The organism is Enterobacter sp. 725m/11 (assembly GCF_011683705.1).
GTDB classification, from domain to species: Bacteria; Pseudomonadota; Gammaproteobacteria; order Enterobacterales; family Enterobacteriaceae; genus Enterobacter; species Enterobacter bugandensis.
Window position 1 is genome coordinate 1 of the sequence record NZ_JAAQOK010000014.1, and the last position, 23152, is coordinate 23152.

The following is a 23152-nucleotide window of genomic DNA, read 5'->3' on the forward strand; positions in this document are numbered from 1 at the left end:
TCCGTCGTCGGCAGCGTCAGATGTGTATAAGAGACAGTTCCAGGAGTTAGCCGGGGTCGCATCTTTGACGTAAAACAGGTTCATGTTGTGCGCATTACCCTGGCTATCAAAGACGGTTACCGTACCTTTTTTGTTGTAGGTGTCCGGGTTGGCCGGATCGAAGGCGGCGGTTGGTGCGGCATCGGTGGAGTTGAGGTTAATCTGCTGGGAAGCCGTGGTGGTGGACTTCGCGGCCATCAGCGTGGTCGGGATATTAATCGCCTGTGGATTCGCACCGGTCTGAACCGTTGATGGCGTTCCCGCAACCGGATACCCCGTTAATTGCATCCCCTGCATGTTCACCAGGTTACGGTTTTCGTCCAGCTTGAACTGGCCGTTACGGCTGTAGAACACCGAGCCGTTTGCATCGACCATACGGAAGAAACCGTTCTGGCTGATGGCAACGTCCAGGCCACGACCGGTGTTGGTAGTGGTACCGTCGGTAAAGTCCTGAGTGATGCCCGCAACTTTTACGCCCAGACCCACTTTGGAACCGGCAAACATATCTGCAAAAGACGCAGAACCGGATTTGAAACCATAGGTCGCGGAGTTGGCGATGTTGTTGCCAATGACGTCCAGGTTGGTGGCCGCAGCATTCAGGCCGCTGACCGCTTGAGAAAAGGCCATGACTTACTCCTGATAAGTGTTAAGGCTTAGATAATCTGCCGAACTTCGTCGAGTGTGGTGGTACCGGAGGTACCCAAATCCAGTTTGTTGCCGTCGCCCCCTTTAATCACGCCCTGAACCAGCGCGAACTGCAGCGGCTGCGCCACCAGTTGGGTCGTCCCGTTGCTGGCGCTAATCGCGACTTTGTAAGAGCCATTTGGTGCTTTCGTGCCGTCGGTCAGGCTGCCGTCCCAGGTAAAGGTATGAACGCCCGCTTTCAGCTCGCCGATGTCGATGGTGCGAACCACGGCGCCGGTTGAGTCGGTGATCGTCGCCGTCACTTTGTCAGCCGCCTGCTGCAATTCAACGCCGAACGGCGTAGTGGTGGTGGTCGATGTACCGTCGGTGGTGCTGGTGCCCGCCAGGATCGTGGTCCCCGGGATCATCACGCCGTGACCAATCAGGCTTGCCGCCTGCAGGGACTGAGCGCTGTTAATCTGACCGGAGACGGAACCGAGGGTGGTGTTCAGTTTCTCAATGCCGCTCACGGTACTGATCTGCGCAAGCTGCGTGGTCAGTTCGTTGTTCTGCATTGGGTTAGTCGGATCCTGGTTCTTAAGCTGCGCCACCAGCAGCGTCAGAAAACTGCTCTGCAAATCGGAGGCATTGCTTCCCGTCAGGGAGCTGGAGCTTGTCGAACTTTTGGTGTTGTTAACACCCGTGTTCGTGGGATCATTCACATTTACGGCGATGGACATGCATGTCTCCTTTACTGGCCGAGAGTGAGTGTTTTGAGCATCATGCTCTTCACGGTATTAAGCACTTCGACGTTCGCCTGGTAGCTACGGGACGCCGACATGGAGTTCACCATCTCACCCACCACATCCACGTTTGGCATCTTCACGTATCCGTTAGCGTCCGCGAGCGGGTTACCTGGCTCATACACCAGCTTGTCCGGCGCCTGGCTCTCAACCACGTCAGACACCTTCACGCCGCCCGTCGCCGCGCCTGGCGCAGCGTCGACCTGAAACACAACCTGTTTGGCACGATAAGGCTGTCCGTCAGGTCCGGTCACGCTGTCGGCGTTCGCCAGGTTACTGGCGGCCACGTTCAGACGTTTGGACTGGGCGGTTAACGCCGAGCCGGCGATATCAAAAATATTCAGCAAGGCCATTTATCAGTTGCCCCCCTGCAGGACGTTCATCATGCCTTTGATTTGTCCGCCGAGTACGGTCAGGCCCGTCTGGTATTTCAGGCTGTTATCGGCAAACTGCGTACGCTCCCGGTCCATATCCACGGTGTTACCGTCGAGTGAAGGCTGGTCAGGGATGCGATAAAGTAAATCGGTCGCTGGCGCGGTCATCGCCTGAGCGGGAATATGGCGAGAGGATGTCATGGCGAGTGCAACACCGGTTCCTTCGGCACGTCCACGCTCCATCACCTTTTTGAGCTCACTGGAAAAATCAATATCGCGCGCCTGATACCCGGGCGTATCGGCGTTAGCGATGTTGGCGGCTAAAATCTCCTGCCGCTGGGCGCGTAAATTGAGCGCTTCCTGCTGAAAACGTAACGCGGCGTCGAGTTTATCGAGCATGTCTCCTCCGCTGATGGCAAAATTTCAGTTCACAGCTTAAATCTCACCCGGTCTCCCCTATCGACGGAATAAGCACAAAATGCGTCGCTATTTATTCCGTTGATGCAAAACCACTGCAGGTAGAATTCATCCAACTCTGGAAACGGTGGAACTTGCGATGCAAACGTTAAAACGTGGCCTGATGGCAACCTTCTTGCTGTTTAGCCCTCTGGTGAATGCCGGGGATTTACAGGATGCGCTGACGAATTTTTTTGCCCAGAAGCTGGCGGGCTTTAGCGATGACGTTAACGTGACCATCCGCACGCCGCCGAATCTGTATCCGACCTGCGAGCAACCGTCATTCAGCGTGACGGGGACCACGAAGCTGTGGGGCAATGTGAACGTCCTGGCACGCTGCGCCAACGAAAAACGCTATTTACAGGTTGCAGTTCAGGCGACGGGCAATTATGTTGTCGCCGCCGTACCCATTGTGCGTGGCAGCGCGCTGCAGGCAAACAGCGTGACGTTAAAGCGCGGGCGTCTGGATCAGCTCCCGCCGCGGACAATGCTGGACATTAACCAGGCACAGGACGCCGTCAGCCTGCGCGATGTCGCGCCGGGCCAGCCGATTCAGATCTCCATGCTGCGCCAGGCGTGGCGTGTCAAAGCGGGACAGCAGGTGATGGTCGTTGCCAACGGAGACGGCTTTAGCATCAACAGTGAAGGGAAAGCGTTAAACAATGCCGCGGTAGCGCAAAACGCCCGCGTCAGAATGTCCTCAGGCCAGGTGGTGAGCGGAACCGTCGATTCTGATGGGAATATTCTGATTAACCTATAATCTTTTTAAAGATTTCGCGGCGCGTGCCGATAAATATTCCACTAATGATGATGTCAGGCGCAAACGCCGCGAACCCTCGATGAGGACAACACTATGAGCATTGATCGTACATCAGCCCTGAAGCCGGTAAGCGCTGTACAGCCTCGCGAAACGAACGACGCTACCCCTCAGAAAACGCGTCTGGAAAAACCGTCAACGTCTAACAGCACCAGCGTGACCCTGAGCGATGCCCAGGCAAAACTGATGCAGCCAGGCAGCAACGATATCAATATGGAACGTGTTGAAGCGCTGAAAACGGCTATTCGCAACGGTGAGCTGAAAATGGACACCAGCAAAATCGCTGATGCCCTGATTCAGGAAGCACAGAGTTTCTTACAGAGTAACTAACCGTATGAGTCGACTGTCAGAAATACTGGATCAAATGACGGTTGTCCTGAACGACCTGAAAACGGTAATGGATGCTGAACAACAGCATCTCTCTTCCGGTCACATTAACGGCAGCGCGCTGCAGCGTATTACTGAAGATAAGAGTTCGCTGCTGGCCACGCTGGATTATCTGGAGCAGCAGCGCCGCGCCGAGCAGGACTCGAAGCGCAGCGCCAATGACGATATTGCTGAGCGCTGGCAGACCATTACTGAAAAAACCCAGCATCTGCGCGATCTCAACCAGCATAACGGCTGGCTGCTTGAAGGCCAGATAGAGCGTAATCAGCAGGCGCTTGAGGTGCTGAAGCCGCATAAAGAAACCGGACTGTACGGCGCGGATGGTCAGACGGCGACGGCACGTATTGCGGGTGTAAAAAAGATTTCGATTTGACGCGTAAGCGACAAATCTTGCAGTGGGGAGCACCCTGAGGTGAACTCCCCTTTTAGCGTTTATGCCGTCCGGCGGGTAAACTCTTTCACTTTGAAGCCCAGCACGGCGAGCGTGGCAAAATACGCTACCACCCCAACGCCCACCACGGCCATCAGCCGCATCAGACGATAAGGCATCGTGCCCAGAGACCACTCCGGCATGACGCACATCATCCCGATGAGTGCCGCAGACATCACCAGCACCGCCACTACCAAACGCACGAGGAAACTTGCCCACCCCGGCTGCGGCGTAAAGATATCCTGCTTGCGCAGCTGCCAGTAAAGCAGCCCGGCATTCAGACAGGCCGCCAGACCAATAGACAGCGACAGGCCGGCATGCTTCAGCGGGCCGATAAATGCCAGGTTCATCAGCTGCGTCATAATCAGCGTCACAATGGCAATTTTCACCGGCGTTTTAATGTCCTGACGTGAATAGAACCCTGGTGCCAGCACTTTGACGACAATCAGCCCCATCAATCCCACCGAGTAAGCGACCAGCGCGCGCTGGGTCATCGCGGCGTCAAACGCGGTGAATTTCCCGTACTGGAAAAGCGATACCGTCAGCGGCTTGGCGAGGATCCCCAGCGCTACCGCGCTTGGCAGGGCCAGCAGGAAGCAGAGACGCAGGCCCCAGTCCATCAGGCGGCAGTATTCGTCATGGTTGCCGCTGGCAAAGCTTTTCGACAGCGACGGCAGCAGGATGGTCCCCAGCGCCACGCCCAGCACGCCGGACGGGAACTCCATCAGGCGGTCAGCGTAGTACATCCACGAGACGGAACCCGACACCAGGAAAGAGGCAAAAATGGTGTTGATAATCAGCGAGATCTGGCTGACGGAGACGCCAAGAATGGCGGGCCCCATCTGCTTGATAACGCGCATCGCCCCGGCATCTTTCAGGTTGATACGCGGCAGCACCAGCATGCCGATTTTTTTCAGGTGCGGCAGCTGATACGCCAGCTGCAGCACGCCGCCCACGGTGACCGCCCAGGCCAGGGCCAGCACCGGCGGGTTGAAGTGCGGCGCGGCGAACAGCGCAAAACCGATCATGCTGACGTTGAGAAACGTCGGCGCAAACGCCGGAACGGAGAAGCGGTTCCAGGTGTTCAGGATCGCCCCCACCAGCGAGGCCAGCGAGATCAGCAGAATATAGGGGAAGGTAATGCGCAGAAGCTGCGAGGTCAGGGCAAATTTATCCGCCGTGTCGGCAAAGCCGGGCGCGGTCACCATAATGACCCAGGGCGCGGCCAGCATACCGACTACCGTCACCACGGCCAGCGCCAGCGTCAGCAACCCGGAGACATAAGAGACAAACACGCGCGTCGCGTCTTCACCCTGCTTGCTTTTATATTCCGCCAAAATGGGCACAAACGCCTGGGAGAACGCCCCTTCAGCAAAAATGCGACGCAGCAGGTTCGGCAGCTTGAACGCCACGAAAAAGGCGTCCGTTGCCATCCCTGCACCAAAGACCCTTGCCACAATGGCATCGCGCGCAAAACCGAGAACGCGAGAGAACATGGTCATCGAGCTGACGGCTGCCAGCGATTTTAATAAGTTCATTAACGTGAATTTCCAGAACCATACGGATTTATAGACCGGGAACGCACAAGCGCCACCCGGCAAAGCCAACAAGCGGCGCTTAGTCTAACCCGATTTCAACGAATTACTATCCGCAGATGTTACAGCGAGTTATTCACTCATGGCCTCGCGCCAGAGCCGTTCCACAATGCGCTGAGCCAGAATGGCCTGCTCGCCGGACGTTTCAGGAGCCGTCTGATTTTGCACGCAGGTGATAAAGTGGCGGGCACATCCAGCGAAACCTCGTTGCTCCAGAGTGCTTTGCCAGCCGGGTACCGGCTGCATCACCACGCCGCCGCCCTTCTCTTCCCGCCATTCACGCATGTCGGTAACGTCGTACAGCGCGCCGTCGGTTACCGCCTGCACGGATTCCCGCTGGCTGCCCGCGCGGCGGTGCATGCTGGTAGTGACCTGAAGATGCTCAACGGCAAAATGGTGTTCCGCATAGACCATCTGCCCCTGTTCGTTGGTGACAAGAGTGCCGCTTTTCAGCAGCGCTTCGCCGTTAGTCAGCCACAGCGCGGTGTCCACCACGTGGAGGTAGTCATCGAGAAGGGTAAAGCGTAGATCGTTTGGACCCACGCTGTCGGTGCGGTGCTTATCCATGCGCAGCGAGGCCATATTGCCGGACTGCGCCTTCAGCTGCTGGTAAAGCGGCGCGAAGCGGCGGTTGAAACCGACCATCAGCGTCAGTTTTTTACGTGCCGCCAGCTCAATCAGCCGTTCGGCGTCCTGAACATTTTCCGCCAGCGGTTTATCCACGCAGACGTGAACCCCCGCATTGAGCAACTCGCTCACCACCTGATAGTGGGTTGCCGTTGAGGTATGCACAAAGACCGCATCGCACTCGCGGGCCAGATCCTGGAGCGATGCCGCATACGGGATACGCCAGGTTTCACAGATACGTTCTGCCTTTTCTCGGGTGGGTGACCATGCCCCTTGCAGCGTCCAGTCAGACGCAGCGCCCAATACGGGCAGCCAGGCTTTCTGTGCAATACCGCCCAGCCCCACCACGCCAATGCGTAATTTTTTCACCGTTAGTCTCCCAAATGTGCCAGCAGTGCATCCAGACGCTGTTTCAGCCCGGCCACCTCGTCTTCCAGCGCCTCTACGCGCGCGGCAAGGTCGTCACGGGTTGCAGGGCTCGATTCCGTCGCCACGCTTGCGGCGTCAACGTCGCCGCTGAAGAGATGCATGTAGCGGCTCTCACGTTTACCCGGCTCGCGCGCCAGGCGCACCACGTAAGGGCCATCCTCACGCGCGGCCAGCCCTTCCAGGGTCTGCTCGACTTCCTGCATGTCGCTGAACTCATGCATTCGGGAAGCGCGCGTTCGCAGTTCCCCCGGCGTTTGCGCCCCGCGCAGCAGCAGCGAGGTAATAACCGCCACTTCCGCGCTGTTCAGCTTCAGATCGCCAAATTCGGAGTTACAGAAGCGCTGCTCGTATTTGGTCACGCGGTTGCCGAAGCCGCTGACGGTGCGCAGATAGTGGCGCTTCACGAGCGCATCCAGCACGTCCTGAACCTCATGCTCGCTGAGATTCATCACCGGCTCGCGGTTGGTCTTCTGGTTGCAGGCCATGGTCACGGCATTAACAGAGAGCGGATACTGCTCCGGCGTGGTGACCTGTTTTTCGAGTAAGCACCCAATCACGCGCGCTTCCGTACCGTTTAGCTGATACTTCATCTTTTCTCCTTAACGACCTGCGGTCCAGTCACGGGTGGTTAATGCCGTCAGAACGTGGTCGCGCCACTCTCCGTCTATCAGCAGATAGTCTTTGGCATAACCCTCTTTCTCAAACCCTAAACGCGCCAGCAAATTCCCGCTGCGCTGATTATGCGGCATGTAGTTCGCCATAATGCGATGGATATGCTGCGTGCGTTGCATATAGCGGATGGCTACCGTTAACGCCTCGTACATCAGCCCCTGCCCCTGCCATTTCTGGCCGATGGAATAGCCAAGGTAGCAGGCGTGAAAAGATCCCCGCACCACGTTTGAAAAATTGGCGATCCCGATAATCTCTTTCTCTTCTGGATCCAGCAGCGCGAAATAAAACGCGCTGCCCTGCTTATGAAATTCAGCGATCATGCTGAGGCGTGCCTGCCAGCCGGAGGGGTAACAATGGCTCTCATCCCGAACGGGTTCCCAGGGTTTTAAAAACTGGCGATTCTCGGCGTAATAATCCGCCAGACGCCAGGCATCACGCTCATGCACAAGACGAACGACCAGCCTGTCCGTTGTCAGACGCACTTTTGGCACATTACTGCGATAGCCAAACATCAATACCACTCCTTCCCGTCACTTCAGCTTACCCATTAGCTTTACTATACCTGCGCCCGTGCCGTCTGTGAAAACAGTGACATACCATTTTGACCTCTTTTCACATTTTTCGATGAGAACTCTCTATCAAAGCACCGTTTTGATAAAAAAATATTGTCGCGCCCGGGGGTGGGAAAAAACGCGGCGACACCGCAGAATGTTAGCGTGCTCACCTTCTTATTTTCCCTGGAGGGAAAATGTCCCGCGTATCACAGGCCAGGAGCCTGGGTAAATATTTCCTGCTCGTCGATAACATGCTGGTCGTGCTCGGCTTTTTTGTCGTGTTCCCCCTCATCTCGATCCGCTTTGTCGATCAAATGGGCTGGGCGGCATTAATGGTTGGGATTGCCCTGGGGCTACGTCAGTTTGTCCAGCAGGGGCTGGGCGTCTTTGGCGGCGCGATCGCTGACCGCTTTGGCGCTAAACCGATGATCGTGACCGGTATGCTGCTCCGCGCGGCAGGCTTTGCCACGATGGCGATCGCCCACGAGCCCTGGCTGCTGTGGTTCTCCTGCTTTCTCTCCGGTATCGGTGGCACTCTGTTTGACCCGCCGCGCACCGCGCTGGTGGTAAAGCTGATTCGTCCTCAGCACCGCGGCCGCTTCTTCTCCATTCTGATGATGCAGGACAGCGCCGGGGCGGTTGTTGGCGCCCTGCTGGGCAGCTGGCTGCTGCAGTACGATTTCCGTCTGGTTTGCGCGGCCGGGGCGGTGCTGTTTATCCTGTGCGCCCTGTTTAACGGCCTCTACCTTCCGGCCTGGAAGCTGTCGACGGTAAAAGCCCCGGTGCGCGAGGGACTAGGACGCGTCCTGCGCGACAGGCGTTTTGTCACCTACGTGTTGACCCTGACCGGCTATTACATGCTCGCCGTACAGGTGATGCTGATGCTGCCAATCATGGTGAACGATATTGCGGGCACGCCTGCTGCCGTAAAATGGATGTACGCCATCGAAGCCTGCCTTTCATTAACGCTGCTTTATCCGATTGCCCGCTGGAGTGAACGGCGTTTTCGCCTGGAGCATCGCCTGATGGCAGGGCTGTTTCTGATGACGCTGAGCATGATGCCGATCGGTCTGGTAAACACGCTTCAGCAGCTTTTTACGCTGATCTGCACCTTCTATATCGGCTCCATCATCGCCGAGCCCGCCCGCGAAACGCTGAGCGCCTCGCTTGCAGATGCGCGTGCGCGCGGCAGCTATATGGGCTTCAGCCGCCTGGGTCTGGCCTTTGGCGGTGCGCTGGGTTACGCCGGCGGCGGCTGGCTGTTCGATGCCGGCAAAGCGCTGAACCAGCCGGAACTCCCCTGGATGATGCTCGGCGTGGTGGGCGTCATGACGCTTCTCGCCCTGTGGTGGCAGTTCAGCCAGAAACGCAGCGCGAGCGGCATGCTCGAGCCTGGAGCGTAGCCTTTCCCTCGGGCGGGAGCCTCACCCGCCCCACTTCTCAGTTTTTTCTGCTGGTTTCTGCCCATTCACGCTGACATACTGGCGTAACAGGACAGAAGCGCCGATTTTTCGTTGAGGAGCACTATGAAGAAAATTGTCTTAGCCGCGGCATTCGTTGTCAGCGGTCTGCTGGTGGGCTGTAACCAGCTTACGCAATATACCGTCAGTGAGCAGGAAATTAATCAGGCGCTGGAAAAACATAACAATTTCTCTAAAGACATTGGCGTGCCGGGGCTGGCCGATGCCCACATCGTGCTCACCAATCTCACCAGCCAGATTGGTCGCGAAGAGCCGAATAAAGTCACTCTCGCAGGCGATGCCGCGCTTGATATGACGTCCCTTTTTGGCAATCAGAAAGCCAACATCAAGCTCAAGCTGAAGGCGCTCCCCGTTTTCAACAAAGAGAAAGGGGCGATATTCCTGCAGGAGATGGAAGTGGTCGATGCGCAGGTTTCGCCGGACAAAATGGCGCCGGTACTGCAAACCCTGATGCCCTATCTTAACCAGTCGCTGCGAAACTACTTTAACCAGCAGCCGGCGTACGTCTTAAGCGAAGACAACAGCAAGGGTGAAGCTCTCGCGAAGAAATACGCAAAAGGGATAGAGGTGAAACCGGGAGAGATCGTTATTCCTTTCACCGATTAACCTGAAGGGCGCTACGGTGCCCTTTTTTTTACGGAAAAGTGTGCAAACGAAAACGTTTCCGCTTATGATTTGTGTCCGGCAAAAACAGCCATCCTTATGACTGATTCCTGACAAGCCGGAGCTTCCATGACTGCACAACCCCAGGTTCTTAAAATCCGCCGCCCAGACGACTGGCATATCCATCTGCGCGATGGCGATATGCTGAAAACCGTCGTGCCCTATACCAGTGAAATTTATGGCCGCGCGATTGTCATGCCAAACCTGGTTCCGCCAGTCACCACCGTCGATGCCGCCATTGCCTACCGTCAGCGCATTCTGGATGCCGTTCCGGCGGGACATGATTTCACCCCGTTGATGACCTGCTACCTGACCGATTCACTGGATCCGAACGAAGTGGAACGCGGGTTTAACGAAGGCGTATTTACGGCGGCGAAACTCTACCCGGCGAACGCCACCACCAACTCCAGCCACGGCGTCACCAGTATTGATGCCATCATGCCGGTGCTGGAGCGCATGCAGAAACTGGGCATGCCGCTGCTGGTACACGGTGAAGTAACGCATGCGGAGATTGACATCTTCGACCGTGAAGCCCGTTTTATCGAAACCGTGATGGAGCCCCTGCGCCAGCGCCTGCCGGCGCTTAAGGTGGTCTTTGAGCATATCACCACCAAAGACGCGGCAGAGTATGTTCGCGACGGTAACGAGCTGATCGCTGCGACCATCACCCCACAGCATCTGATGTTTAACCGTAACCATATGCTGGTGGGCGGAGTGCGCCCTCACCTGTACTGCCTGCCGATCCTCAAGCGCAACGTTCACCAGCAGGCGCTGCGCGAGCTGGTCGCCAGCGGATTCACGCGTGCGTTCCTGGGCACGGACTCCGCGCCTCACGCCCGCCATCGCAAAGAGGCAAGCTGCGGCTGCGCGGGCTGTTTCAACGCCCCAACGGCGCTTGCCAGCTACGCAACCGTATTTGAAGAGATGAACGCGCTGGAACATTTCGAAGCGTTCTGCTCCCTCAACGGCCCGCGCTTCTACGGCCTGCCGGTCAATGACACCTTCATTGAGCTGGAGCGCAAAGCGAGCCAGGTTGAGGAGTCTATCGCGCTGACGGATGACACGCTGATCCCCTTCCTGGCAGGTGAAACCGTAAGCTGGACGGTAAAACGCTAAAAAATCAACGCCCCTTGTTGTCAAACCGATAATATGCCTGTATAAATAAACAGTATATTACACAGGGGGCATTTATGCGTATTGAAGTCACCATAGCCAAAACTACCGTTCTGCCTGCCGGCGCGCTTGACGCTCTGGCAGGCGAATTATCCCGTCGTATTAACAACACCTTTCCCGACAACGCGGGCGCCGTAACGGTGCGTTACGCCGCAGCGAACAACCTCTCCGTCATGGGTGCCGCAAAAGAAGATAAAGATCGCATCAGCGAAATCCTGCAGGAAACGTGGGAAAGCGCAGACGACTGGTTCATTACCGATTAACACTGCTCCCTCATTGTGTTTTTTGCCGGGTCGCCCCGGCTTTTTTTTGCCTGTAATTTCGAAAGTTCAAATTAATTCAGCGTGTTCTTAAAAAATCGTGAACGAGATGGTGTTTTATTGTTCGAACAATCCTAAAAAGCAGAAAAATGTGTTGCTACCTGTTTATTTTTCCCTTTGGAACCCTTATTACTTGGTATACTGAAGAAGCTTTCAGAAAAACATGCATTGAACCTCAGAGCCGTTGTCTTCTAACACGCATTAAGGGGGTTATAATGGAAAAGAATAACGAAGTCATCCAGACCCATCCGCTTGTAGGCTGGGATATCAGTACCGTAGATAGCTACGATGCACTGATGCTGCGTTTGCACTACCAGACCCCAAATCAACTCAACCGTGACGAAGCGGAAGTGGGACAGACGCTGTGGCTAACAACAGACGTCGCCCGTCAGTTTATTTCTATTTTAGAGGCAGGCATTGCAAAAATAGAATCTGGCGACTATCAGGAAAATGAGTATAAACGGCACTAACCTTATGCCCACTTTTCACTCAACAGGCACCCTCGCGGTGCCTTATTTATTTCCCGCTTGTTTACGCCCGCGTTGTTAATTACTCTGCTAACAAACCGTAAGTTTACGAGATGCATATGAGATACGACTTAATCATTATTGGTAGCGGCTCCGTTGGATCGGCCGCCGGTTATTACGCAACGCAGGCAGGGCTAAACGTCCTGATGATTGACGCCCACCTGCCGCCGCATAGCGAAGGTAGCCATCATGGCGACACCCGTCTCATTCGCCATGCCTATGGCGAGGGGGAGCGCTACGTTCCGCTGGTGCTTCGCGCCCAGACGCTGTGGGACGAGCTGGCGAAACAGACTGAAGAGCGCATTTTCGAACGCACGGGGATCATCAACCTCGGTCCGGCCCGTTCAGAATTTCTCGCCAACGTCGAACGCAGCGCGAAAGCCTTTAATCTTGACGTTGAGAAGCTGGACGCGGCGGCCATTACCTCGCGCTGGCCTGAAATTACCGTCCCGGAGGATTATATTGGTCTCTTTGAAGCCAACTCCGGTGTGCTGCACTGTGAAACGGCGATCAAAACCTGGGTCGATCTTGCCGCCAAAGCGGGCTGTGCGCAGCTGTTCAATTGCCCCGTAGAGGCCATCACGCATGATGCAAACGGCGTTACGGTGAAAACCGTAGACGGGGAATATTCGGCTTCCCGCCTGCTTATTAGCGCAGGAACCTGGGTTACCCGCCTGCTCCCGGACCTGCCGATCCAGCCGGTACGCAAGGTCTTCTCCTGGTTCCAGTCGGACGGGCGTTACAGCGCGCAAAATAAATTCCCGGCGTTTACCGGCGAGTTACCCAACGGCGATCAGTTCTACGGTTTCCCTTCCGAGAAGGACGCTCTCAAGATTGGAAAACACAACGGCGGGCAGGTCATCTCCTCACCTGAGGAGCGCAAGCCGTTTGGCGCCTGCCCGCAGGACGGCTCAGAAGCCTTCTCGTTCCTGCGCAATATTCTCCCGGGCGTCGGTGGCCTGCTTTATGGCGCGGCCTGCACCTATGACAACACGCCGGATGAAGACTTTATCATTGATACGCTGCCGGGACATGACAACACCCTGCTGATTACCGGGCTGAGTGGCCACGGCTTTAAGTTCGCTTCGGTGTTGGGTGAAATCGCCGCGCAGTTTGCCCAGGGTATCACGCCACAGTTTGATCTGACGCCGTTCTCACTCTCGCGTTTTAACGGATAATCGGCCACGGGCTCCGGCGGCATCGGGGCCCGTTTTCTTCGTACTCAATTGTGGGGCGTTATGCGCAGGATAGTGGATTTCCTCATCAATAACATTCGCGAACACTTTATGCTCTATATCTTATTGTGGGCGCTGCTCGCTATCGTTGATGTTATATACATTGTGTTTTATTGAAAGTGACAATTGACGTTAACTGACGTTACTTTATGTTTATTTAAGGTTTTTTCTTCTGCTAAATACGTCTTGCACGAAGCCATTGAATTAACCTTGCCGTTTCTTTTCAAAATCGCTGAAATAAATAAAAATCAATAGTCAATTATTTCAGTTGCAATATCGCGTCTTCCCGTTCATTTTTACCTTTCGGTTAATTTGAAAATGGACATTCTGATGCAATTGCGTAACTCCTCCCGGCGCTACGGAATAATATCCATAAGTTTGCACTGGATATTTGCCATTGCCGTCTACGGTATGTTCGGACTTGGACTCTGGATGGTCACGCTCAGCTATTACGATGGCTGGTATCATCAGGCACCCGAGCTGCATAAAAGCATCGGGGTTCTGCTGATGCTGGGGCTGGTATTTCGCGCCATCTGGCGACATATTTCCCCACCGCCCGCGCCACTAAAGACATATGGAAAAATAACCCGCGTCAGCGCCGTTGCCGCGCATATTGCGCTCTACGCGCTGCTCTTCGCCATTCTGATCAGCGGCTATCTCATTTCAACGGCAGACGGCAAACCGATTAGCGTTTTTGGCCTGTTCGAGGTTCCGGCAACGCTCAGCGATGCCGGGGCTCAGGCCGATACGGCAGGGGTCGTTCACCTCTGGCTTGCCTGGAGCGTGGTGATCCTGTCCGTACTGCACGGGCTCGCCGCCCTTAAACACCATTTTATTGATAAAGACGATACGCTTAAGCGCATGCTTGGCCGCTCGTCAGTTGACTCTGGAGCATAAAATGAAAAAACACCTGCTGGGTATTGCCCTCGGTTCTCTGTTATTCACCGCCGGTTCTGCCGTAGCGGCTGACTATAAAATTGATAAAGAGGGCCAGCACGCTTTCGTCAATTTCCGCATTCAGCACCTGGGATACAGCTGGCTGTACGGCACCTTTAAAGATTTCGACGGCACATTTACTTTTGACGAGAAAAATCCTGCGGCAGATAAAGTCAATGTGACCATTAATACGAACAGCGTCGACACGAACCATGCTGAGCGCGATAAACACCTGCGCAGCGCAGAGTTCCTCAACGTCACAAAATTCCCACAGGCCACCTTCACCTCCACGGAAGTTAAGAAAGACGGTGATAAATTGGCTATTACCGGGAATCTGACGCTGAATGGCGTAACCAAACCCGTTACTCTGGATGCGAAGTTGATCGGTCAGGGCGACGATCCGTGGGGCGGAAAACGCGCAGGTTTTGAAGCGGCGGGTAAAATTCACCTGAAAGATTTTAATATCACAACGGATTTAGGCCCGGCGTCGCAGGACGTTGAGCTGGTTATTTCCGTTGAAGGTGTGCAGCAGAAGTCGTAATAGATTCGCCCGGCAGGCTTTCGCCGTGCCGGGCGTTATTATCATTCCGGGTCAGGAATACCCAGTTTGGTATTCAGACGGCCGCGTGATTTATTAAAAATCTTATTACCGTTTTCACGCCCCGCGCGACGACGACGCTGCTCTTCTTCCGGCAGGACGCTCTCTTCGCTGCACAGCTCGCTACAGCAGCCGTTAAACTTCTCGGCACAGGCCGGGCACTGAATAAACAGCAGGTGGCAACCGTCGTTTTTGCAGTTGGTGTGGGTATCGCACGGCGCGCCGCACTGGTGGCACTGGGCAATCACATCTTCTGAAATGCGCTCGCCCATGCGCTCGTCAAAGACGAAGTTTTTACCGATAAAGCGTACCGGTAAGCCCTGCTCACGGGCGCGGCGGGCGTACTCAATAATACCGCCTTCAATGTGCCAGACCTTGTTGAACCCATTGTGCTTCATCCACGCGCTGGCCTTCTCGCAGCGGATACCGCCGGTGCAGTACATAACGATTTTTTTATCCTTATGCTCCTGCATCATCTCCACCGCTTTAGGCAGCTGCTCGCGGAAGGTATCGGCCGGAATCTCCATCGCGTTTTCGAAATGCCCCACTTCGTACTCGTAGTGGTTACGCATATCAATGAACACGGCATCCGGATCGTCCAGCATCGCATTCACTTCCGCGGCCTTCAGATATTCGCCGACGTCCGCCGGGTTAAACTCAGGATCGTCAATACCGTCCGCCACGATGCGTTCACGCACCTTCATGCGCAGCACCCAGAACGATTTTCCATCGTCATCCAGGGCAATGTTCAGGCGTAAGCCGTTGAGGGCCGGATCGAAGCTATAAAGCGCGTCGCGGAACGCATCCACTTTACTTTCCGGCACGCTAATCTGCGCGTTAATGCCTTCGCGGGCAAGGTAGACGCGCCCGAAAACGTTCAGTGCCGTGAAGGCCTGATAAAGCGCATCGCGGGTCGCCTGCGGATCGTCGATAGTGAAGTATTTGTAGAAGGAGATGGTCGTGCGCGGTTCGGTTTCAGCCAACATGCGCGCCTTTAACATCTCATTCGAAACGCGGTTGTGTAACACTGGCATGGTGTACAAGTCCTGCAATCGTCAGAGAGAATCAAAATCGGTCGGCATCATATAGCAAACAAAACCAATTTACATCCACACAATTTACGCTACATTTCACACACCCTGATGAATCAGGCTTAACAATTGCCGTCGTCGTGCAGGTTTCGACGGCAGATATTTTGGCTACGTCTCAAAAAATGCGACAATAGCGAAACAGGACGTTTGAACACAGGAAAGACATGACCCAGTTACCAAAATTTACCGTCGCCCTTTTGCACCCCCGCTATTGGATGACCTGGCTTGGCATTGGCTTTTTATGGCTACTGGTACAGCTTCCCTACCCTGTTATCTTCCGGTTAGGTACATCATTAGGCCGACTCGCGCAAACGCTTATGAAGCGCCGCGCCCGCATCGCGTATCGTAACCTTGAGCTGTGCTTTCCGCAGATGAGCGAGGCGGAGCGCCATGATATGGTCTCGAAGAATTTCGAATCCGTCGGCATGGGTCTCATGGAGACCGGAATGGCGTGGTTCTGGTCGGACAAACGTATGGCCCGCTGGAGCAAGGTTACAGGCACCGGCATGGAGCCGGTGCATACGCTTCAGGCCAATCAGACCGGCGTGCTGCTGATCGGCGTCCATTTCCTGACGCTCGAAATCGGGGCGCGTATGTTTGGCATGCAGGCGCCCGGCATCGGGGTTTACCGTCCTAACGACAACCCGGTGATCGATCTCATCCAGACCAACGGCCGCATGCGCTCCAACAAAAGCATGATCGACCGTAAGGATCTGAAGGGCATGATCCGCGCGCTGAAGTCCGGTGAAGTGGTCTGGTATGCCCCCGATCACGACTATGGCCCCCAGGCCAGCGTCTTTGTCCCCTTCTTCGCCGTTGATGAGGCCGCCACCACGACCGGCACCTGGATGCTGGCGCGGATGTCCAAAGCCGCCATCGTTCCCTTTGTTCCCCGCCGTATGCCGGATGGCTCAGGCTACGAGCTGATGATGCTTGAGCCGGAACTCGCGCCGCCGCTGGAAGATGCGGAAACCACCGCGCGCTGGATGAACGGCGTTGTGGAAAAGTGCATCATGCTGGCACCCGAGCAGTACATGTGGCTGCATCGACGCTTTAAAACGCGGCCAGAAGGCACGCCTTCCCGCTATTGATCCTCATGCGGCCCTCAGGGCCGCATGCTATTTTAGCTTTAAAAGCTCCCCCTCATTGCGGCAATCATAACCCAGGCGCATAATTAGCAGGCTTATTACTTCATGCCTCAGGTGCTCTGCACCTCACTATGCGGATTGTTATGACACCCTCAGATGCCCCCATAAACTGGAAGCGTAACCTCACGGTTGCGTGGCTTGGCTGTTTTCTTACCGGTGCGGCGTTTAGCCTGGTCATGCCTTTCCTGCCGCTCTACGTCGAACAGCTGGGCGTGACGGGCCATAGCGCACTCAACATGTGGTCTGGCCTGGTATTCAGCATCACGTTTCTCTTTTCCGCCATTGCCTCGCCCTTCTGGGGCGGCCTTGCCGACCGCAAGGGACGTAAAATCATGCTGCTGCGTTCGGCGCTGGGGATGGCGATAATCATGGCGCTGATGGGCGTGGCGCAGAACGTCTGGCAGTTCCTGATATTGCGCGCATTACTGGGCTTATTGGGCGGATTTATTCCCAACGCGAACGCCCTGATCGCCACGCAAATTCCTCGCCATAAGAGCGGCTGGGCGCTTGGCACGCTCTCAACCGGTGGCGTGAGCGGCGCCCTGCTTGGGCCGCTGGCGGGGGGATTACTGGCGGATAACTACGGCCTGCGCCCGGTCTTTTTCATCACCGCCAGCGTGTTGTTCCTGTGCTTTATCGTCACCCTGGTCTGCATCCGTGAAAAATTTACGCCCGTCGCCAAAAAAGAGATGCTTCACGCCAGAGACGTGCTGACCTCGCTTAAAAATCCCAGACTGGTGCTGAGCCTGTTCGTAACGACATTGATCATTCAAGTGGCAACCGGATCGATCGCTCCTATTCTCACCCTATACGTTCGCGACCTGGCGGGTAACGTCAGCAATATTGCGTTTATCAGCGGACTGATTGCTTCTGTGCCCGGCGTGGCGGCGCTGGTTAGCGCACCGAGACTGGGGAAATTGGGTGACCGGGTCGGCCCGGAAAAGATCCTGATCTGCGCACTGATCATTTCCGTCCTGCTGCTTATCCCCATGTCGATGGTGCACTCTCCGTGGCAGCTGGGCGTGCTTCGCTTTTTGCTGGGCGCCGCCGACGGAGCGTTGTTGCCCGCCGTACAGACCCTGCTGGTCTACAACTCCACGAACCAGATTGCCGGGCGTATCTTTAGCTATAACCAGTCGTTTCGCGATATCGGTAACGTCACCGGGCCGCTTCTCGGGGCGGGTATTTCCGCCAGCTTCGGTTTTCGCGCCGTCTTTATCGTGACGGCAGGCGTGGTGCTGTTCAACGCGATTTACTCGTGGTTCAGTTTATCCCGCGCGTTACGGCCGGTGACGGAATAAGAAGAACGCCTGACGGCTTATTTTCGCATTCATACTTGCAGAATCTGATATTCAGCTATTCTTTCCCTGAAACCTTCTGGAAAACAGGGAGACACCAATGACCATGTACGCCACGCTGGAAGAAGCTATTGATGCCGCTCGTGAAGAGTTCCTTGCCGATAATCCCGGCGTTGAGGAAGAAGATGCTGACGTGCAACAACTTAATATCCAAAAATATGTTCTGCAGGATGGGGATATTATGTGGCAGGCCGAATTCTTTGCCGACGAGGGTGAAGAAGGAGAATGTTTGCCGGTCCTGAGCGGTGCAGGTGCGCAGGCCGTGTTTGATGGCGACTATGATGAAATCGAGTTACGCCAGGAATGGCTGGAGGAGAATACGCTGCACGAGTGGGATGAGGGCGAATTTCAGCTCGAGCCACCGCTGGATACGGAAGAAGGTCAAACCGCAGCCGATGAATGGGACGAGCGTTAATTTACGCTACTCGTACGGGCCGTGGCTGGCATCGATGGGCAGCAACAGCGTGTCGAAAATCAGCGAGAACGGCAGATCGAGCACCGTCAGGTAGCGCCATGCGGAATCACGGACATCCCATTTTACGCCCGGGTAGTACTGGTTGCCATGGCCCTGACCTGGAATGGTGCGGCTGATGATGCTGCCGCAGCCGCTCAGCAGGCATGCCATCATGACGACGATGATTATTTTCATCAGTAACCTCTAAAAAAATACCGGCCTCACAGCCGGTATTTTATCTGGCGGGTGGCGCTTTGCTTACCCGCCTTGCTTAACCGCTTACTTCGCCTTCAGCGCCAGCGGGTTCAGCTTCAGCTCTTTGTAGTAGTTCACCCACGAAGAGTACTTCTCCGGAGCGGACCATACGCGATAGTGAAGTCTTGCCATCGTGACCGGATCGCTCAGCAGCACCAGACGACGGTCGCGATTGAGTTTTTCCGGGGTCTCGTTAAGCGCCTGCTCAACGTGACGATCGCGGGCAATCTCCAGCACCTGGCTTGCGCGGTGGCGCGCGGTGGCCATTGCCGTCGCCAGAGCGTTGAATGACGGATTAAACACGGCGTGCATAAAGCCATCGTCCAGCGTGCGGTTACGGTTCTGCTCCAGATAGGTATCGGTATCCACCAGCACCTGCGGCGGAGAATACTCTTCCGGGATCAGGAACAGTTTCCAGCGTTTGGTACGCAGCCCTACCGTTGAACGGCTGGAGATCACGGACACAAACGGCGACAGGATCAGCGAGAAGACAATCGGCGCCAGCCAGAACAGGAAGCGCAGATCCAGCCAGGCCATCCCGGCCGCCCACACCAGGCCCAGCAGCAACTGAGAGCCGTGGCGCATGAAGGCTTCACTCCACGGCGTGGAATCGTCATCACGCTGCGGTGAGTTCCAGACCACTTCCCAGCCCAGGAAGGCACTGACCACAAACACGGTGTGGAACAGCATACGCACCGGCGCCAGCAGCACGGAGAACAGCACTTCCAGCAGCAGCGAAAGGGTTACGCGGAAGAATCCGCCGTACTCTTTCGAGCCTTTGCACCAGATCAGGATGATGCTGAGCAGCTTAGGCAGGAACAGTAGCACCATGGTGGAAGCAAACAGCGCAATCGCCAGCTCCGGACGCCACTGCGGCCACACCGGGAACAGCTGGCGCGGTTGCAGGAAGTATTGCGGCTCCGTCAGGGCATGGACGACCTGCAGCGCAGTGGAGAGCGCGAGGAACATAAACCACAGCGGTGCGGAGAGATAAGACATTACGCCCGTCAGGAACACCGCACGGTGAACCGGGTGCATCCCTTTTACGAGGAACAGGCGGAAGTTCATCAGGTTACCGTGACACCAGCGGCGGTCGCGCTTGAGCTCGTCCAGCAGGTTCGGCGGCAGCTCTTCGTACGATCCCGGCAGGTCGTAGGCAATCCAGACGCCCCAGCCAGCACGACGCATCAGCGCCGCTTCCACGAAGTCATGCGACAGAATCGAACCGGCAAACGAACCCTCGCCCGGCAGCGGCGCCAGCGCACAGTGTTCGATGAACGGCTTCACGCGGATAATGGCGTTGTGGCCCCAGTAGTGCGACTCACCCAACTGCCAGAAGTGCAGACCGGCGGTAAACAGCGGGCCGTAAACACGGGTGGCGAACTGCTGGCAGCGCGCGTACAGGGTGTCCATGCCGGATGCTTTTGGCGAAGACTGAATGATCCCCGCGTTCGGGTTGGCTTCCATCAGACGCACCAGACCGCTCAGGCAGTCACCGCTCATGACGGAGTCAGCATCCAGCACGACCATGTAGCTGTACTGGTTACCCCAGCGGCGGCAGAAGTCATCGATGTTGCCGCTTTTACGCTTCACGCGACGGCGGCGGCGGCGGTAGAAGATCTGTCCTTCGCCCTGCACTTCCGCAATCAGCTCCATCCAGGCTTTTTGCTCTGCCACGCAGATATCCGGGTTGTAACTGTCGCTCAGGATGTAAACGTCGAAATGCGCCGCATTACCGGTTGCCTTTACGGACTCCCAGGTTGCACGCAGGCCCGCAAATACGCGGTCAACGTCTTCGTTACAGATAGGCATAATCAGTGCGGTACGGTGCTCGGGATTGAGGGGTTCATCCCCGACCGTTGACGCCGAAATGCTGTACTTGTCCCGTCCCATCAGCAGCTGCAGGAAGCCCATCAGCGCGGTCCAGAAACCGGCCGAGACCCAGCAGAAGAGGACCGCGAACAGCAGGAGAATGCCGCTCTGCAGGATATACGGCAGCAGCTGCATGAAGGAGACCCAGAGATCCTGGCCCATCATGTCCGTCGGGTTGATAAACGCCCAGCCCTGGTAAGGCAGAATGGTTTTCATATACCAGGTCGCGACAACCGTCTGCGCCAGCGTCAGAAGCAGCAGGATATAACGGCGAATTGTCCCCACGGTACGCCATTTCTGTTCGGAGGCCTGCTCTTCTTTCGTCAGGCGCGACAGATAGCGCGGCGTGACGTCACGCCCGCGCAGGCGATCCCAGAAGCGGCCAACCGGGTTGGTGCGCCATGGATCGGGGAACATTGAGGAACGCGTCGCTTTCGGCATCGCCTGAAGCTGATCGCGTCCTTCGTCGTCTTTAATCAACTGCCCTTCTGCCAGCGAGTCCGGCCAGGCCTGCTCCAGACGCGCCTTGACTGACCCCAGCGGCGTATCATCATCACGGGAAAACTGACGATGTTCGCAATCCAGCGCGGTATGAACCGCGCGGATGTCGCTCTTAGGCAGCGCCGCTTTTTCGATATCCGTCAGCGGCATGGCATCAATATATTCAGATGTATTATTCATTGGCAGGTAGCTGGTAGCTCCAGGTTTCACTCAGCGGCTGATCTTCACTGACCAGCGCAGCACGCATTTCAGTGGTCTGTTTCGGATCTTTCACTTTCACGCGCAGGGTCAGACGCCAGCCTTTGGTTACCGGGTTGTAACGCACGGTGTTCTCTACGATTTCACCGTTGTCACCGATGCTGGCCTGGGCCGACACCGCAGTATCAGGAGACAGTTTCTTCATATCCTGGCCAGTGAAGTCCACGACAAACGCTACCGTACCGTCAGGCTGACGGATAAGGTTAGACTGCTTCACGTCACCCGTAGAGCGGCGAGTCTGCGTCACATACGCGTTATCCGGCGCATGCAGCTTATCTTCATCGCGGCTGAAGGTAATGGTGTACTTGAAGTTCATCTCTTTACCGGCTTCCGGCAGCTGATCCGGCGTCCAGTATGCGACGATGTTGTCGTTGGTTTCGTCGTTGGTTGGAATTTCAACCAGCTCTACCTTGCCTTTACCCCAGTCGCCTTTCGGCGTAACCCAGGCGCTTGGACGCAGGTCATAGCGGTCGTCAAGATCTTCAAAGCGAGAGAACTGACGGCCACGTTGCAGCAGGCCAAAGCCCTGCGGGTTTTCCATCGCAAAGCTGCTGACCGCCAGATGTTTCGGGTTATTCAGCGGACGCCAGATCCACTCACCGTTACCGGCATGAATGGACAGACCGTTGGAGTCATGCAGTTCCGGGCGGAAGTTGGTTGCCGGTGACGGCTGGTTCGGCCCAAACAGGAACATACTGGTCAGCGGAGCGACGCCCAGTTTGCCCACTTTGTCACGCAGGTAAACCTTAGACTGCACGTCAACGACCGTGTCACGACCTGGCATAATCACAAAGCGATAGGCACCGGTTGCGCGTGGGGAATCCAGCAGCGCATAAATAGTCAGACGTTTGTCCGTTGGTTTTGGACGCTCAATCCAGAACTCGCGGAAACGCGGGAACTCTTCACCTGATGGCAGCGCGGTATCAATAGCCAGACCGCGCGCAGAAAGCCCGTACACCTGCCCCGCGCCAATCACGCGGAAGTAGCTGGCGCCAAGCATGCTAACGATTTCGTCGTTTTTATCTTTGCTGTTGATCGGGTAAAGCACCTTGAAGCCTGCGAAGCCCAGGTCTTTCACCGTATCTTTATCGTGCTGCACATTGCCAAAATTGAAGTAATCCGGGCTGTACTTGATCTTACGTACCGCGGTCGCCGTCACTTCATTGATGGCAACAGGCGTGTCGAAGTACATACCCTGATGATAAAATTCAAGCTTGAACGGGGTTTTAACGTTGTTCCAGTACGCTTTATCGTGGTTGAACTGGATCTGCTGATAGTCCGCATACTTCATGTCGCGGAAAACGGAGGGCAGGTTACTTTTCGGCGCTTCGTAGCTCTTGCCTGCCATCGATTTTGCCTGTTTTGCGACATCGTCGATGTTAAAGGCCAGTGCCGATGAGGTATACAGTGATAACACCACCGCAACACCCAACCAACGCATTTTCATCATCTGTGGTTTATGTTTCATAATAAGT

Annotated in this window: 27 protein-coding genes; 15 read left to right on the plus strand and 12 right to left on the minus strand. The window is 55.8% G+C overall.

Annotated elements, in window-relative coordinates; translation table 11 throughout:
• The 4 genes from HBA26_RS07955 to flgB form a co-directional block, all read right to left on the minus strand.
• Positions 1–666 (minus strand): flagellar hook-basal body complex protein (locus tag HBA26_RS07955; protein WP_166720867.1); only part of this gene is annotated, 666 nt, incomplete at its 3' end.
• A 26-nt stretch (positions 667–692) separates the two neighbouring features.
• Entirely contained in the window at positions 693–1403 is a 711-nt protein-coding gene (gene flgD / locus HBA26_RS07960) for a flagellar hook assembly protein FlgD (protein ID WP_041910524.1), read from the minus strand.
• An 11-nt stretch (positions 1404–1414) separates the two neighbouring features.
• Positions 1415–1819 carry a flagellar basal body rod protein FlgC gene (flgC, locus tag HBA26_RS07965; protein WP_013097138.1) on the minus strand — a complete coding sequence of 135 codons (405 nt, stop codon included), beginning with the start codon at positions 1817–1819 and terminating at the stop codon, positions 1415–1417.
• A 3-nt stretch (positions 1820–1822) separates the two neighbouring features.
• The gene (flgB, locus tag HBA26_RS07970; RefSeq protein ID WP_008500815.1) at positions 1823–2239 is read right to left on the minus strand and encodes a flagellar basal body rod protein FlgB; all 417 of its coding nucleotides are present in this window, start codon (positions 2237–2239) and stop codon (positions 1823–1825) included.
• Positions 2240–2396: 157 nt separating this feature from the next.
• Here flgB and flgA point away from each other — a divergent pair, with 157 nt between their 5' ends.
• The 3 genes from flgA to flgN all read left to right on the plus strand — a co-directional run bounded on the left by flgA (position 2397) and on the right by flgN (position 3873).
• Positions 2397–3056 carry a flagellar basal body P-ring formation chaperone FlgA gene (gene flgA, locus HBA26_RS07975; protein WP_049136770.1) on the plus strand — a complete coding sequence of 220 codons (660 nt, stop codon included), beginning with the start codon at positions 2397–2399 and terminating at the stop codon, positions 3054–3056.
• A gap of 93 nt (positions 3057–3149) precedes the next feature.
• Positions 3150–3443 (plus strand): flagellar biosynthesis anti-sigma factor FlgM, encoded by a 294-nt coding sequence (gene flgM, locus HBA26_RS07980; protein ID WP_014883360.1) that lies wholly within the window; start codon positions 3150–3152, stop codon positions 3441–3443.
• A 4-nt stretch (positions 3444–3447) separates the two neighbouring features.
• On the plus strand, positions 3448–3873 hold the full coding sequence (gene flgN / locus HBA26_RS07985) for a flagella biosynthesis chaperone FlgN (RefSeq protein ID WP_028012701.1): 426 nt from the start codon (positions 3448–3450) through the stop codon (positions 3871–3873).
• A 59-nt stretch (positions 3874–3932) separates the two neighbouring features.
• Here flgN and murJ read toward each other — a convergent pair whose 3' ends face one another.
• From murJ to rimJ, 4 genes are all read right to left on the minus strand, one after another.
• Positions 3933–5468, minus strand: coding sequence for a murein biosynthesis integral membrane protein MurJ (gene murJ, locus HBA26_RS07990; RefSeq protein ID WP_126345237.1), 1536 nt, complete (start codon positions 5466–5468; stop codon positions 3933–3935).
• 129 nt (positions 5469–5597) lie between these two features.
• Positions 5598–6521 carry a Gfo/Idh/MocA family oxidoreductase gene (locus HBA26_RS07995; protein WP_100170481.1) on the minus strand — a complete coding sequence of 308 codons (924 nt, stop codon included), beginning with the start codon at positions 6519–6521 and terminating at the stop codon, positions 5598–5600.
• Positions 6522–6523: 2 nt separating this feature from the next.
• Positions 6524–7171: a YceH family protein gene (locus tag HBA26_RS08000; RefSeq protein WP_069732489.1), complete on the minus strand. Its 648-nt coding sequence runs from the start codon at positions 7169–7171 to the stop codon at positions 6524–6526.
• Positions 7172–7180: 9 nt separating this feature from the next.
• Complete coding sequence (gene rimJ, locus HBA26_RS08005) at positions 7181–7765, minus strand: ribosomal protein S5-alanine N-acetyltransferase (protein ID WP_013097146.1); 585 nt, start codon at positions 7763–7765, stop codon at positions 7181–7183.
• Between the two features lie 236 nt (positions 7766–8001).
• On the opposite strand from rimJ, the gene mdtH reads away from it, so the two are divergent.
• The 9 genes from mdtH to HBA26_RS08050 all read left to right on the plus strand — a co-directional run bounded on the left by mdtH (position 8002) and on the right by HBA26_RS08050 (position 14683).
• Positions 8002–9210: a multidrug efflux MFS transporter MdtH gene (gene mdtH / locus HBA26_RS08010; RefSeq protein WP_049000010.1), complete on the plus strand. Its 1209-nt coding sequence runs from the start codon at positions 8002–8004 to the stop codon at positions 9208–9210.
• Between the two features lie 123 nt (positions 9211–9333).
• Positions 9334–9894: a lipoprotein gene (locus tag HBA26_RS08015; RefSeq protein WP_028012696.1), complete on the plus strand. Its 561-nt coding sequence runs from the start codon at positions 9334–9336 to the stop codon at positions 9892–9894.
• Positions 9895–10020: 126 nt separating this feature from the next.
• Positions 10021–11067, plus strand: coding sequence for a dihydroorotase (gene pyrC, locus HBA26_RS08020; protein ID WP_028012695.1), 1047 nt, complete (start codon positions 10021–10023; stop codon positions 11065–11067).
• Between the two features lie 74 nt (positions 11068–11141).
• Positions 11142–11387: a DNA damage-inducible protein I gene (dinI, locus tag HBA26_RS08025; protein WP_028012694.1), complete on the plus strand. Its 246-nt coding sequence runs from the start codon at positions 11142–11144 to the stop codon at positions 11385–11387.
• Between the two features lie 272 nt (positions 11388–11659).
• A complete protein-coding gene (gene bssS / locus HBA26_RS08030) occupies positions 11660–11914 on the plus strand; it encodes a biofilm formation regulator BssS (protein WP_023299782.1) in 255 nt (84 codons plus the stop codon).
• A 116-nt stretch (positions 11915–12030) separates the two neighbouring features.
• Positions 12031–13149, plus strand: coding sequence for an N-methyl-L-tryptophan oxidase (solA, locus tag HBA26_RS08035; protein WP_047368279.1), 1119 nt, complete (start codon positions 12031–12033; stop codon positions 13147–13149).
• A 60-nt stretch (positions 13150–13209) separates the two neighbouring features.
• Positions 13210–13323 carry a YceO family protein gene (locus HBA26_RS08040; protein WP_032644857.1) on the plus strand — a complete coding sequence of 38 codons (114 nt, stop codon included), beginning with the start codon at positions 13210–13212 and terminating at the stop codon, positions 13321–13323.
• A 213-nt stretch (positions 13324–13536) separates the two neighbouring features.
• Positions 13537–14103, plus strand: a complete 567-nt coding sequence (locus HBA26_RS08045) for a cytochrome b (RefSeq protein WP_028012692.1) — start codon at positions 13537–13539, stop codon at positions 14101–14103.
• Between the two features lies 1 nt (position 14104).
• On the plus strand, positions 14105–14683 hold the full coding sequence (locus tag HBA26_RS08050; RefSeq protein ID WP_061098591.1) for a YceI family protein: 579 nt from the start codon (positions 14105–14107) through the stop codon (positions 14681–14683).
• A gap of 41 nt (positions 14684–14724) precedes the next feature.
• On the opposite strand, the gene HBA26_RS08055 is transcribed toward HBA26_RS08050, so the two are convergent.
• Positions 14725–15774, minus strand: coding sequence for a rhodanese-related sulfurtransferase (locus HBA26_RS08055; RefSeq protein WP_048956746.1), 1050 nt, complete (start codon positions 15772–15774; stop codon positions 14725–14727).
• Positions 15775–15995: 221 nt separating this feature from the next.
• On the opposite strand from HBA26_RS08055, the gene HBA26_RS08060 reads away from it, so the two are divergent.
• The 3 genes from HBA26_RS08060 to HBA26_RS08070 all read left to right on the plus strand — a co-directional run bounded on the left by HBA26_RS08060 (position 15996) and on the right by HBA26_RS08070 (position 18752).
• Positions 15996–16922 carry a Kdo(2)-lipid IV(A) acyltransferase gene (locus HBA26_RS08060; protein ID WP_028012689.1) on the plus strand — a complete coding sequence of 309 codons (927 nt, stop codon included), beginning with the start codon at positions 15996–15998 and terminating at the stop codon, positions 16920–16922.
• Positions 16923–17062: 140 nt separating this feature from the next.
• Positions 17063–18280 (plus strand): multidrug efflux MFS transporter MdtG, encoded by a 1218-nt coding sequence (mdtG, locus tag HBA26_RS08065; RefSeq protein ID WP_045630082.1) that lies wholly within the window; start codon positions 17063–17065, stop codon positions 18278–18280.
• A gap of 97 nt (positions 18281–18377) precedes the next feature.
• Complete coding sequence (locus HBA26_RS08070; RefSeq protein WP_028012687.1) at positions 18378–18752, plus strand: MysB family protein; 375 nt, start codon at positions 18378–18380, stop codon at positions 18750–18752.
• Between the two features lie 6 nt (positions 18753–18758).
• Here the strand turns inward: HBA26_RS08070 and HBA26_RS08075 are convergent, their stop codons facing one another.
• The 3 genes from HBA26_RS08075 to mdoG form a co-directional block, all read right to left on the minus strand.
• On the minus strand, positions 18759–18986 hold the full coding sequence (locus tag HBA26_RS08075; RefSeq protein WP_013097162.1) for a YceK/YidQ family lipoprotein: 228 nt from the start codon (positions 18984–18986) through the stop codon (positions 18759–18761).
• An 84-nt stretch (positions 18987–19070) separates the two neighbouring features.
• Positions 19071–21599 carry a glucans biosynthesis glucosyltransferase MdoH gene (gene mdoH / locus HBA26_RS08080; RefSeq protein ID WP_166720868.1) on the minus strand — a complete coding sequence of 843 codons (2529 nt, stop codon included), beginning with the start codon at positions 21597–21599 and terminating at the stop codon, positions 19071–19073.
• Entirely contained in the window at positions 21592–23145 is a 1554-nt protein-coding gene (mdoG, locus tag HBA26_RS08085; RefSeq protein WP_028012685.1) for a glucans biosynthesis protein MdoG, read from the minus strand. The genes mdoH and mdoG overlap by 8 nt, the downstream gene beginning before the upstream one ends.
• Positions 23146–23152 lie beyond the last annotated feature (7 nt).

Coding starts and splice junctions, on each gene's coding strand:
- HBA26_RS08045 (WP_028012692.1), top strand. CDS start 13,537: ATGCAATTGCGTAACTCCTCCCGGCGCTACGGAATAATATCCATAAGT.
- HBA26_RS08040 (WP_032644857.1), top strand. CDS start 13,210: ATGCGCAGGATAGTGGATTTCCTCATCAATAACATTCGCGAACACTTT.
- solA (WP_047368279.1), top strand. CDS start 12,031: ATGAGATACGACTTAATCATTATTGGTAGCGGCTCCGTTGGATCGGCC.
- flgM (WP_014883360.1), top strand. CDS start 3,150: ATGAGCATTGATCGTACATCAGCCCTGAAGCCGGTAAGCGCTGTACAG.
- mdoG (WP_028012685.1), bottom strand. CDS start 23,145: ATGAAACATAAACCACAGATGATGAAAATGCGTTGGTTGGGTGTTGCG.
- HBA26_RS08050 (WP_061098591.1), top strand. CDS start 14,105: ATGAAAAAACACCTGCTGGGTATTGCCCTCGGTTCTCTGTTATTCACC.
- flgB (WP_008500815.1), bottom strand. CDS start 2,239: ATGCTCGATAAACTCGACGCCGCGTTACGTTTTCAGCAGGAAGCGCTC.
- HBA26_RS08060 (WP_028012689.1), top strand. CDS start 15,996: ATGACCCAGTTACCAAAATTTACCGTCGCCCTTTTGCACCCCCGCTAT.
- flgD (WP_041910524.1), bottom strand. CDS start 1,403: ATGTCCATCGCCGTAAATGTGAATGATCCCACGAACACGGGTGTTAAC.
- mdoH (WP_166720868.1), bottom strand. CDS start 21,599: ATGAATAATACATCTGAATATATTGATGCCATGCCGCTGACGGATATC.
- HBA26_RS08000 (WP_069732489.1), bottom strand. CDS start 7,171: ATGAAGTATCAGCTAAACGGTACGGAAGCGCGCGTGATTGGGTGCTTA.
- bssS (WP_023299782.1), top strand. CDS start 11,660: ATGGAAAAGAATAACGAAGTCATCCAGACCCATCCGCTTGTAGGCTGG.
- HBA26_RS08055 (WP_048956746.1), bottom strand. CDS start 15,774: ATGCCAGTGTTACACAACCGCGTTTCGAATGAGATGTTAAAGGCGCGC.
- dinI (WP_028012694.1), top strand. CDS start 11,142: ATGCGTATTGAAGTCACCATAGCCAAAACTACCGTTCTGCCTGCCGGC.
- HBA26_RS08075 (WP_013097162.1), bottom strand. CDS start 18,986: ATGAAAATAATCATCGTCGTCATGATGGCATGCCTGCTGAGCGGCTGC.
- HBA26_RS08015 (WP_028012696.1), top strand. CDS start 9,334: ATGAAGAAAATTGTCTTAGCCGCGGCATTCGTTGTCAGCGGTCTGCTG.
- rimJ (WP_013097146.1), bottom strand. CDS start 7,765: ATGTTTGGCTATCGCAGTAATGTGCCAAAAGTGCGTCTGACAACGGAC.
- mdtG (WP_045630082.1), top strand. CDS start 17,063: ATGACACCCTCAGATGCCCCCATAAACTGGAAGCGTAACCTCACGGTT.
- HBA26_RS08070 (WP_028012687.1), top strand. CDS start 18,378: ATGACCATGTACGCCACGCTGGAAGAAGCTATTGATGCCGCTCGTGAA.
- pyrC (WP_028012695.1), top strand. CDS start 10,021: ATGACTGCACAACCCCAGGTTCTTAAAATCCGCCGCCCAGACGACTGG.
- flgA (WP_049136770.1), top strand. CDS start 2,397: ATGCAAACGTTAAAACGTGGCCTGATGGCAACCTTCTTGCTGTTTAGC.
- flgC (WP_013097138.1), bottom strand. CDS start 1,819: ATGGCCTTGCTGAATATTTTTGATATCGCCGGCTCGGCGTTAACCGCC.
- murJ (WP_126345237.1), bottom strand. CDS start 5,468: ATGAACTTATTAAAATCGCTGGCAGCCGTCAGCTCGATGACCATGTTC.
- mdtH (WP_049000010.1), top strand. CDS start 8,002: ATGTCCCGCGTATCACAGGCCAGGAGCCTGGGTAAATATTTCCTGCTC.
- flgN (WP_028012701.1), top strand. CDS start 3,448: ATGAGTCGACTGTCAGAAATACTGGATCAAATGACGGTTGTCCTGAAC.